Annotated in this window: 10 protein-coding genes and 1 pseudogene; 5 read left to right on the top strand and 6 right to left on the bottom strand. The window is 71.3% G+C overall.

The features are described from left to right. Positions 1 to 783: 783 nt before the first annotated feature. Entirely contained in the window at positions 784 to 1,110 is a 327-nt protein-coding gene (locus ABZ783_RS37105; protein WP_357447815.1) for a hypothetical protein, read from the top strand. Then, the gene (locus tag ABZ783_RS37100) at positions 1,107 to 1,760 is read left to right on the top strand and encodes a nucleotidyl transferase AbiEii/AbiGii toxin family protein (protein ID WP_357447812.1); all 654 of its coding nucleotides are present in this window, start codon (positions 1,107 to 1,109) and stop codon (positions 1,758 to 1,760) included. The genes ABZ783_RS37105 and ABZ783_RS37100 overlap by 4 nt, the downstream gene beginning before the upstream one ends. Before the next feature lie 21 nt (positions 1,761 to 1,781). Here ABZ783_RS37100 and ABZ783_RS37095 read toward each other — a convergent pair whose 3' ends face one another. Continuing rightward, positions 1,782 to 2,684 (bottom strand): SDR family oxidoreductase, encoded by a 903-nt coding sequence (locus ABZ783_RS37095; protein WP_357447809.1) that lies wholly within the window; start codon positions 2,682 to 2,684, stop codon positions 1,782 to 1,784. A gap of 221 nt (positions 2,685 to 2,905) precedes the next feature. Here ABZ783_RS37095 and ABZ783_RS37090 point away from each other — a divergent pair, with 221 nt between their 5' ends. Beyond that, positions 2,906 to 4,699 carry a 5'-nucleotidase C-terminal domain-containing protein gene (locus ABZ783_RS37090; protein WP_357447806.1) on the top strand — a complete coding sequence of 598 codons (1,794 nt, stop codon included), beginning with the start codon at positions 2,906 to 2,908 and terminating at the stop codon, positions 4,697 to 4,699. A gap of 59 nt (positions 4,700 to 4,758) precedes the next feature. On the opposite strand, the gene ABZ783_RS37085 is transcribed toward ABZ783_RS37090, so the two are convergent. Further along, a complete protein-coding gene (locus ABZ783_RS37085) occupies positions 4,759 to 4,947 on the bottom strand; it encodes a hypothetical protein (protein ID WP_357447803.1) in 189 nt (62 codons plus the stop codon). Positions 4,948 to 5,155: 208 nt separating this feature from the next. Next, the gene (locus ABZ783_RS37080; protein ID WP_357447800.1) at positions 5,156 to 6,334 is read right to left on the bottom strand and encodes a geranylgeranyl reductase family protein; all 1,179 of its coding nucleotides are present in this window, start codon (positions 6,332 to 6,334) and stop codon (positions 5,156 to 5,158) included. Positions 6,335 to 6,482: 148 nt separating this feature from the next. On the opposite strand from ABZ783_RS37080, the gene ABZ783_RS37075 reads away from it, so the two are divergent. Next, positions 6,483 to 6,719: a hypothetical protein gene (locus tag ABZ783_RS37075; RefSeq protein WP_073839276.1), complete on the top strand. Its 237-nt coding sequence runs from the start codon at positions 6,483 to 6,485 to the stop codon at positions 6,717 to 6,719. A 40-nt stretch (positions 6,720 to 6,759) separates the two neighbouring features. Beyond that, positions 6,760 to 8,241 (top strand): MFS transporter, encoded by a 1,482-nt coding sequence (locus ABZ783_RS37070; RefSeq protein WP_357447796.1) that lies wholly within the window; start codon positions 6,760 to 6,762, stop codon positions 8,239 to 8,241. 249 nt (positions 8,242 to 8,490) lie between these two features. On the opposite strand, the gene ABZ783_RS37065 is transcribed toward ABZ783_RS37070, so the two are convergent. From ABZ783_RS37065 to ABZ783_RS37055, 3 genes and pseudogenes are all read right to left on the bottom strand, one after another. After that, positions 8,491 to 9,393, bottom strand: coding sequence for a phytanoyl-CoA dioxygenase family protein (locus ABZ783_RS37065; protein ID WP_357447793.1), 903 nt, complete (start codon positions 9,391 to 9,393; stop codon positions 8,491 to 8,493). Positions 9,394 to 9,395: 2 nt separating this feature from the next. Further along, on the bottom strand, positions 9,396 to 9,665 hold the full coding sequence (locus tag ABZ783_RS37060; RefSeq protein ID WP_357447790.1) for a phosphopantetheine-binding protein: 270 nt from the start codon (positions 9,663 to 9,665) through the stop codon (positions 9,396 to 9,398). Positions 9,666 to 9,682: 17 nt separating this feature from the next. Continuing rightward, positions 9,683 to 9,826 (bottom strand): annotated as a pseudogene (locus ABZ783_RS37055) (acyl-CoA dehydrogenase); the annotation flags it as partial.

Below are 9,826 nucleotides of genomic sequence, written 5' to 3'. Positions count from 1 at the left end.
CAACGACCGGCGGACCACCAACATTCCGACCCGGGCCCACCCGAGCGACCCCGGCTCGCGGGGCGCCTTCCTCGGCCGTGCACCCGTGTTCAACGCCCCCGAGCCGGCCACCATTCCGGGCCGGGGATGCCCACCGGCCGCCCGCAAAACCGGACACCGCGCACCGCAAAACGGGACGGGAGGAGTAGACGTGCTCCACATCGCGGAAACGGCGGTATCGGACACCCGCCGACACCGCCACATCCCCGACCCGAAGTCGATCACGACCCCTACGCAACACCCGACACTTTCGGGAACGCGGCCCTTCGGACACCTTCGGGGAAAGTGGCCCTTCGACGCGCCAGGACACCCCCACCTTCGGCGCAACTGCGCCCCTGAACACACACGCGGCGAACCGAGGACAGGCCAGCCAGGCCCAACCAAGGGGAGCCGCCCGCAGCAGAGGCACGCACTACGCACCCCGACAATCCGGACGGCGAATGCCACGACGTACACCGGACACGGACCACGCAGGCCGCACAGCCGGACGGCGCAGGACCACGACGCGGGTGTGGCCCGCCGTGACCGGCGCAGGGATCAAGCCTGACCGCCCGGAGCCGGGCACGGCGGGCCACACCCCACACCGCAACCAAGGACAGCAGCGACCCGTGACGGGGCGCAGGCCGCACCCCAACGGCGACCAACGCCGGCAGCGACCCGATGACGGGGCACGGCGGGCCACATCCGCACCACATCGACGAACAGGACCTCGGGAAAACCGGAGACAGGGGTTACCCTGACAGCATGTCGGCCGTCACCAGCGCGTACCTCGCCCGCCCCGGGCGTCCCGCCGTGGTGGCCCGCACCCTCGCCGAGCTCACCGGCCCCACTCGCGGCATCGTCGAGCTGCCGGTACGGCTGATGTGGGGCAGCGAGCGCGCCTTCGATCTCGGCGAGCCGGACGACCTGCTCTGGATGTACGAGAACGTGCTGCGGGAAACCACCCGCGTCGACGACCTGCGCGAGTTGATCGACGGGCGGACGTTGCGCCGGGTGTGGCGGCGGTTGAACCTGCCCCGGGGCGTCCGCGTGGCCTGGGAGAGCCGGCACCGGGATCTGCGTACCGCGTGAGCCATCTGCACGACTTCTACCGGGATGTGGCCCGGGTGGCCCTCGCTGCCGCCGGCCCGCACCGGTTCGTGCTCGGTGGCGGCGTGGCGTGGGCGGCGCACGGCCTGGTCACCCGCCCCACGGAGGACGTGGACCTGTTCGCGGACGTGGAGGGTGCCGCCGCCGCGGCGGCGGCCGGGGTGCGGGCCGCGCTGGAGCGGGCCGGCTACCAGGTGGTGGACGCGGATCCGGGCAGCGAGCTGGCGGAGCTCTTCGACGGCTTCGACCGGGACATGCGGGACTTCGTGGTGAGCCGGGACGGCCGGCAGATCCGGCTCAGCCTGGCCCGGCTGGACCGGTACCGCAGCCCGGTGGTGATGGACCTGGGGCCGGTGATGGACGTCCGCGATCTGATCGCCAACAAGACCGCCGCGCTGGTCAACCGCCGGGAGGTACGCGACTACATCGACGTCTCCGCCGCCCTGGACCGGTACGACGTGACGGAGCTGCTGGCGCTGGCCCGGCAGGTGGATCCGGCGCTGGACCTCGAGGACGTCCGGGCGGCGGGCCGCTACCTGGACGAGGTGCCGGACCGGCGCTTCAGCCGCTACGGGCTGGACGCCGACCGGGTGGCCGAGGTGCGCCGCCGGATGGCCGCCTGGCCCCGCTGACCGGGCAGTTCCGGCAGCGCCTCACCGGGTGAGCTTGCCGCCGGTGACCCCGAGGATCTCCCCCGTCACGTAGCTGGACTCCTGGGAGGCGAAGAAGACGTACGCGGGGGCGAGCTCGGCCGGCTGGCCGGGGCGGCCCATCGGCACGTCGGTGCCGAACTGCTTCACCTTCTCTGGGGGCATGGTGGCCGGGATCAGCGGCGTCCAGATCGGGCCGGGCGCTACGGCGTTGACCCGGATCCCCTGGTCGGCCAGGTCCAGCGCGAGGGCCTTGGTGAAGTTCGCGATGGCCGCCTTGGTGGTGGCGTAGTCGAGCAGTTGCGGCGACGGGTTGAAGGCCTGGATCGAGGAGGTGTTGATGATCGCCGACCCCTCGGGCAGGTGCGGCACGGCCGTCCGGCACAGCCAGAACATGGCGTACACGTTGGTCTTGAACACCCGGTCGAACTGCTCGGTGGTGATGCCGGCGAGGCCCTTGTCCTGGGCCATCTGGAAGGCGGCGTTGTTGACCAGGATGTCGATGCCACCGAGGTCGGCCAGCGCCCGGTCGATCAGCTGCTGGCAGTGGCGCTCGTCGGTGAGGTCGGTACGCACCGCGACACCCTTGCGGCCAGCCGACTCGATCAGCCGGACGGTGTCCCGGGCGTCGGCCTCCTCCTGCTCGCCGAGGTAGGAGATGAGCACGTCGGCGCCCTCCCGGGCGTATGCGATGGCGACGGCCCGGCCGATGCCGGAATCGCCCCCGGTGATGACGGCGCGCTTGCCGGCGAGCCGGTCGCTGCCCCGGTAGGACTCCTCGCCGTGGTCGGGCTTCGGTCCCATCCGCTGCTCGGAACCCGGCGGGGACTGCTGCTGCGTGGGTTGCCCCTGCTGCTGGCCGTACTGGCGGGTGGGGTCCTGCTGGGTGTACTGGTCCTCGCTCACCGGTTTCTCCTCGTGCCGCTTCATCCTGTCCGGTCCGGTTCCGCCCTACCCCCGGGTGGGAGGCGGAAACGACTTTCGGGTGTACCGGGTGTTACCGCCGGGCCACGTCCGGCGCTGACGTGGTGAAACACCGCAGGGCGATGTGGCGCAGGGGGCAGCAGGTCGTTATGGTGCGCAACGGCGCCCACGAGGCGTCTTACACCCCCATGGAAAGGCACCTCATGACTTCCTCCTCCGGCGCCTCGCGCCGCCAGGTGCTGGCCGTCGCGGCCGCCGCCGCGACCGCTCCGCTGCTCGCCGGCGCCCCCGCCCGGGCCGCCGGCGCAGCCCCTGCGAAGACCTGGGACCTGACGATCCTGGGCACCTCCGACACCCACGGCAACGTCTACAACTGGGACTACTACAAGGACGCCGAGTTCGACGACAGCAAGCACAACGACGTCGGCGTCGCGAAGCTGGCCACCCTGGTCAACCAGATCCGTGCGGAGCGCAAGGGCAAGGCGACCCTGGTGCTGGACGCCGGAGACACCATCCAGGGCACCCCGCTGGCCACCTACTACGCCAAGCAGGAGCCGATCACCGTCACCGGTGAGACGCACCCGATGGCCAACGCGATGAACGTGCTGAACTACGACGCCGTCACGCTGGGCAACCACGAGTTCAACTACGGCCTGCCGCTGCTGGCCAAGTGGATCGAGCAGCTCGGGTTCCCGGCCCTCGCCGCCAACGCGATCAACGAGAAGACCGGCAAGCCGGCCTACCTGCCGTATGTGATCAAGCCGGTCAACCTCGGCGGGCACGGCGCGCCGGCGCTGAACGTCGGCATCCTCGGCCTGACCAACCCGGGCGTGGCCATCTGGGACAAGGGCAACGTCGAGGGCAAGCTGATCTTCACCGACATGATCGAGACCGCGGCCAAGTGGGTGCCGATCATGCGGGAGCGCGGCGCCGACCTGGTCATCATCTCGGCGCACGGCGGCGACAGCGGCACCTCCAGCTACGGCCCGGAGCTGCCGAACGAGAACCCGGTGGCGCTGATCGCGGAGCAGGTGCCGGGGATCGACGCGATCCTCTTCGGCCACGCACACAACGAGGTGCCGGAGAAGTTCGTCACCAACAAGACCACCGGCGAGCAGGTGCTGACCTCGGAGCCGTCGCGGTGGGGTCAGCGGCTCACCCGGATGGACTTCACCCTGACCCGGGAGAAGGGCCGCTGGAAGGTGGTCGCCAAGGGCTCCACCATGCTGAACACCAACACGGTGGTCGAGGACCCGGCGGTCCTCGCGGCGGTGCGTGGCCAGCACACCAAGACGGTCGACTACGTCAACAAGGTCGTCGCCCAGTGCACCGTGGAGCTGTCGGCCGTCGAGTCGCGGTACAAGGACACCCCGATCCTGGACTTCATCAACCACGTCCAGACCGACGTGGTCACCAAGGCCCTGGCCGGCACCGCGTACGCGGGCCTGCCGGTGCTGTCGATCGCGGCGCCGTTCAGCCGTACCGCCGTCTTCCCGCAGGGTGACGTGCGGATCCGCGACCTCGCGGGCCTGTACGTCTACGACAACACCCTCGAGGCCGTCGTGATCAGCGGTGCCGAGGTGAAGGCGTACCTGGAGTACTCGGCCAAGTACTTCAAGACCTTCGCGGTGGGCGACACCGTCGACCCGGCGAACATCAGCGACCCGGCCGTGCCGGACTACAACTACGACGTCATCTCGGGCGTCGACTACGACATCGACATCTCGAAGCCGGTCGGCCAGCGGATCACCCGCCTGGTCCTGCCGGGCACCGACACCCCGGTCGCCGCGGACGCCCAGTTCGTCATCGCGGTGAACAACTACCGGCGCAGCGGTGGCGGCAACTTCCCCGGCGTCGTCAAGACCCAGGTCTACAACGAGCAGCAGGAGATCCGCCAGCTGCTCATCGAGTGGGCGCAGGCCAAGGGCGCCATCAACCCGGCCGACTTCTTCGTGCCGAACTGGAAGCTGGTCCGCGCGGGCGTGCCGGTCTTCTGATCCGTACCGGTTCGGCGGGCCGCGGGGTCACCCCTGCGGCCCGTCGGCCGTTTCCGGGCTCAGCCCGGACTGTTGCGCAGGGCCCACTCCTCGGGGCCACCGGTCGGCTCGGGCCGGTCCCGGCGGGCGTCGGTCTCGGTCAGTTCGACCCGCTCCTCGGGGCGGACCGCGGGCGGCAGTTCGCCGAAGCGTACGTGCCGCAGGAACGCGTACTCATCGTCGGTGAACGACTCGCTCGGCTCGCTCATGAGGGCATTGTGCGCCTGTCCGTCCACCGTCGGCATCAACCCGCGCTGGTGGGTGGACCGCCGCCACGACCGGCAGCGACGGGCTGGAGTACGACGATGCGCGCGGTACAGATGATCTCACCCAGGGTGCTCGAGCAGGACGTTCCCGCTCGACCGGGCGCCGGAGGCGTACGCGCTGCTGCGCCGCGGCGAGATCCATGGCCGGCGGTCATCCTGCCCTGACCGGCCCCTCAGGCTGCCGGCCTGTCGATCCGTTCCGCCGCATCGGCGGGAGCCGGTCCAGCAGGGCGAGGCCGGCTCGGACCGGACGGCGGGCCAGGGTCCGGTCGAAGCTGGCCCGGCCCTGGCAGAACCGGACGAACATCTGCCAGCCCGGCGGGGTGGCCAGCATCGCGTGGAACACGTCGGGCCGGCGCTCGAAGATCTCCAGCAGCCGGTGCCCGGCCCCCATGGCGGGCACCAGCTCCCGGCGTACCGCCCGTTCGTAGGCGTCCGGGTCGCCGCCGGCGACCGCTTCCCCGGCCAGCCGGCCCGACCGCAGGGCGAAGCTGATCCCCTCCCGGCTCCACGGCTCCAGCAGCCCGGCCGCGTCGCCGGCGACCAGCACCCGGCCGCGGCGCAGTGGCGAGTCGGCCGCCCGGCAGCGGGTCAGGTGGCCGGAGTCCTGCTCCGGGGTCACCCCGGACAGGCCCAGCCGCGCCACGAAGTCGCGCAGGTAGGCCCGGGTCCGCTCACCCTCGCCGCGGGCGGAGATGACGCCGACGGTCAGCCGGTCCCCCTTCGGGAAGACCCAGGCGTACGACCCGGGGACCGGCCCCCAGTCGATCAGCAGCCGGCCCCGCCAGCGGTCCTGCTCGACGGGCGGGACCGGCAGTTCCAGTTCCAGCCCCAGGTCGACCTGCCGGTAGGCCACCCCGACGTGCCGGGCGGTGACGCCGGAGGAGCCGTCGGCGCCGATCACGGCGCGGGCGCGCACGGTGTCGCCGTCGGCCAGCCGCAGGTGTACCTCGTCGGGATCCTGCTCGACGGCGCGGACCGCGACGCCCTCGCGGATCTCGGCCCCGGCGGCGACCGCGGCGGCACGCAGCCGGTCGTCGAACTCCTCGCGGCGGACCATGCTCACCAGCGGCGACGGGTGCCGGCGGGTGAAGGCGCGTCGCCCGTCCCGGGTGAACGTGACCCGGTCGACCCGGTCGTGGACGGGCACCTCGATCCGGGCGGCCACCTCGGCCAGCGAGGTGGCGATCAGTCCGCCGCCGCAGGTCTTGTAGCGGGGATGGGTGGCGCGCTCGACCACCAGCGTGCGGACGCCGGCACCGGCCGCGACACGGGCGGCGGTGAGCCCGGCGGGGCCGCCTCCGACGACGACGAGATCCCAGTTGATCACTGCTGCAGCCTAGGGCACGAGCGGATGCGCGCGCTGGTCACGCGCCCGACGCGACCGCCCGAACGGGTGGGCATCATCGGACGCCGGCCGGGTAACCGCCGGGCGCAGACCGCCCACGGGTTCGGGCGGGTCACCGAGGAGGGAAGCGATGCAGCGGGTACAGCTGTCTGAGGTCGAGGAGCGGGTGTACCAGGCGGTGACCGCGCTGGAGGTGCGGGGTCACGTCCCCTACCCTGACCTGATCGCCGAGGAGACCGGGATGACCGAGGAGGAGCTGCGCGAGCCACTGCACCTGCTCACCGAGCGGGGTCTGTTGCACCGCGAGGACTCCCCCATGGCCGGTCTGGACTTCGGCCCGCGGTGGTGCGCGCGTCAGATGGCGTGACGCGTCGTTTGCCCCTTCGGGGACCGGGTAGCGATCGGGAATGCGTGATCGACGGTCATCGGGGGGCACGATGAGCGCGGATCGGTCGCCGCCACCGGCGGACACCGAGTACGACAACCGCCGCCGCTGGCAGGCGCTCGGCGTCGGCCTGGTCGCCGCGTTCATGACGCTGTTGGACGTCAGCATCGTCAACGTCGCCGTACCGTCGATCGACCGGGCCTTGCGGGCGACGCCGAGCGACCTGCAGTGGGTGCTGTCCGGGTATGCGCTCACCTTCGGCCTGGTGCTGGTGTCGGCGGGGCGCTTCGGTGACGCGCGCGGCCGACGAATCGGGTTCGTGGTCGGCGTGGCGCTGTTCACGGTGACCAGCGCGCTGGCCGGGCTGGCCCGCTCCCCCGAGTGGCTGATCATCGCCCGGCTCGTCCAGGGCGCCGCCGCCGGAGTGGTCAACCCGCAGGTGAGCGGCCTGATCCAGCAGCTTTTCCGGGGCGCCGAGCGGGGCCGCGCGTTCGGGCTGCTCGGCGCCACCATCGGCATCTCCACCGCCATCGGCCCGCTGCTCGGTGGGCTGCTCATCCAGCTCGGTGGCGAGCAGCACGGCTGGCGGTGGGTGTTCTTCGTGAACGTCCCGGTCGGCATCCTCGCCGTGTTTCTCGGCTGGCGGCTGATGCCGGCCCGCCCGACCGGCGCGCAGAACCGCCACCGGCTCGACCCGATCGGCGTGCTGCTGCTCGGGGTCGGGGTGACCCTGGTGCTGCTCCCGCTGGTGCAGCGGCAGCAGTGGCAGGGCGCGGCGAAGTGGCTGCTCATCCCGGCCGGGCTGCTCTTCCTGGTCGCCTTCGGCCTCTGGGAGCGGCGGTACGCCCGCCACCGGCCGCCCCTGTTCGACCTGCGGCTGTTCGGACTGCGCTCGTACACCCTGGGGACGCTGATCGGTCTGCTCTACTTCGCCGGGTTCACCGCGATCTTCTTCATCTTCACCCTCTACCTGCAGATCGGGCTCAACTACTCGGCCCTCGCCGCCGGGCTGGCGATCACCCCGTTCGCGCTCGGCTCGGCGGCGGCGTCGGCGCTGAGCGGCCGGGTGGTCACCCGGTACGGCCGGCCGCTGGTCGCCGTCGGGCTGCTGGTGGTGGTGATCGGCCTCGGTGCGGTCGTCTGGGTGTTGGGCGGCTCGTCGCACGTCTCGGTGCCGCTGCTGACCGCGGTGCCGTTCCTGCTGGCCGGGTTGGGTAGCGGCCTGGTCATCGCGCCGAACCAGACGCTGACGCTGTCCGAGGTGCCGGTGCCGCAGGCCGGCAGCGGGGCCGGCATGCTGCAGACCGGCCAGCGGATCGGCTCGGCGGCCGGCATCGCGGGCGTGGGCGCGCTGTTCTTCTCGGTGCTCGGCAGCACCCGGGGCGACTGGGCGACCGCGTTCCGGCACTCGCTGTTGCTGGCCGCCGGGATCGTCGTGCTGGCACTGATCGCCGCCGTGGTCGACATCGCCGGAGGTCACCCCCGGCCCCGGACAACCTCCTGACCGGGATCGGACGTCGGCTCCCCGGGCCCGATCCGCCTTCCGCATGGGGGCGGTGGGAAGCAGGGCCGTGGTGAGCAGGCGCCGGGTGCGGCCCGGGGCGGGGGCCGCGTACTCGGCGAACGGAAACGCCGCAGCCGGTGCGCCTGCTAGCGCAGAGCGCACCGGCTGCCTTTGGCGAAGGCGCGGATCAGCTTACGATCGGCGGGCTGCCGAGGCCGACCAGGTTGGGTGGGACCTCGAGCAGGCGCGCTACATCAACGGATTTGCACCACGTGGCCTGCTGGCGAGCTCCTGCAGTGTCCGCTCCAGCAGCAGGTGCGGGTCCTGCGTCTCGACCTGGCCAAGGCCGGGCGGGCAGCGGTCCCAGCCGAGCAGCCGCTGCACCTCCTCCGGCAGGGTCAGCACGGTCTCCCGGGGAACGGCGAGGTACTGGTTCTCCTCCTGCCGCAGGTTGCCCAGGTCGAGCGCGACGGAGAGGCTCTGCCGCGGCGAGTCCGTGGTGTTGGCTCCGCCGCCGTGGTAGACACCGCCCTGCCAGAGCAGCGCGGAACCGGCGGGCATGACGGCCGGGACCGCCTCGGCGTACGAGGGCGCCCGCTCGTCGTCCCAGTGGTGACTGCGGGGGACGACCAGGGTTGCGCCGTTGGCGCTGGTGAAGTCGGTAATGGCCAGCATCAGCTGCAGCCGGCACGGTGGCCCCGGATGCCGCCACAGATGCATCGCGTCGTCGCGGTGCAACGGCTGCCGGCCCTGGCCCGGATCAATTCTTATCGCCTGGGTGAAGCTGATCTGGATACTCGGCGTCACCTCCATCCGGACCTTGCCGATCCAAATGTGCCTTGGCTGTTGCAGCAGCCGCCGCGCCGAACCGAGGAACAGGGGCTGGGTCACGACCGGCGTCATGTGTGTCGTCCGCCGAAACAGGCTGGACAGCCGCTTGGTCTTTTGCCCGTCGTAACCGCTCTCGCTGTAACCAGATGCCTCGAGGCCAGGGCCGAGGTCCGCTCGGAGCCCGGCGAGCGTCACCGCGTCGGTGAATCCTTCAACGATCACCGCTCCGTCGCGCTCGAGAATCGCCACCACGTGGTCGAGGTCCGCATCCGGCCGCACGTGAGTCAGTTCTTGCATCGCGGTCCCCTTCGCGGTCCCCACGGTCAGCCGGCCGAGTCGCTGGACGTGGCGAGGACGACGCGGGTCAGGGTCTCCAGGTCCGGGTCCTCGAAGAGATCGCCGATGTCGAGGGTGACGCCTAGTTGTTCCTCGATCGCTGCAGCAATCTGCACGGCGGCGATGGACTGCCCGTTGAGCTCGAAGAACGTGGCGCCGGGCCGATCGGAGCCGGGGCCCAGGACCTCGGTCCAGATCGCCGTGACACGCTGGGTGATTTCTGCCGTGCTGAGAGCCGACTGCTGCTGGGTGCTCATGTCTCCTCCAGGCGAGATCAGAGGTATTGGGTATTGGATGGCAGGCCGCAGGTAAGGCGTCCGTACAGCTCGAAGTTGGTGTCGGGGTGCATGATGGCGTGCAGGTTGAGCGCCTTGATGTCGCGTTCGATGCGCTGGATCGGCACGTCGGTGTGCAGCGA

It is taken from the genome of Micromonospora sp. NPDC047738 (assembly GCF_040642675.1).
Lineage (GTDB): Bacteria > Actinomycetota > Actinomycetes > Mycobacteriales > Micromonosporaceae > Micromonospora.
This window is presented reverse-complemented; position numbering and strand designations above follow the sequence as displayed.

Excerpts from the sequence above, each read along its gene's own strand:
- ABZ783_RS37105 (WP_357447815.1), top strand. The coding sequence starts at position 784 with ATGTCGGCCGTCACCAGCGCGTACCTCGCCCGCCCCGGGCGTCCCGCC.
- ABZ783_RS37090 (WP_357447806.1), top strand. The coding sequence starts at position 2,906 with ATGACTTCCTCCTCCGGCGCCTCGCGCCGCCAGGTGCTGGCCGTCGCG.
- ABZ783_RS37085 (WP_357447803.1), bottom strand. The coding sequence starts at position 4,947 with ATGAGCGAGCCGAGCGAGTCGTTCACCGACGATGAGTACGCGTTCCTG.
- ABZ783_RS37075 (WP_073839276.1), top strand. The coding sequence starts at position 6,483 with ATGCAGCGGGTACAGCTGTCTGAGGTCGAGGAGCGGGTGTACCAGGCG.
- ABZ783_RS37070 (WP_357447796.1), top strand. The coding sequence starts at position 6,760 with ATGCGTGATCGACGGTCATCGGGGGGCACGATGAGCGCGGATCGGTCG.
- ABZ783_RS37060 (WP_357447790.1), bottom strand. The coding sequence starts at position 9,665 with ATGAGCACCCAGCAGCAGTCGGCTCTCAGCACGGCAGAAATCACCCAG.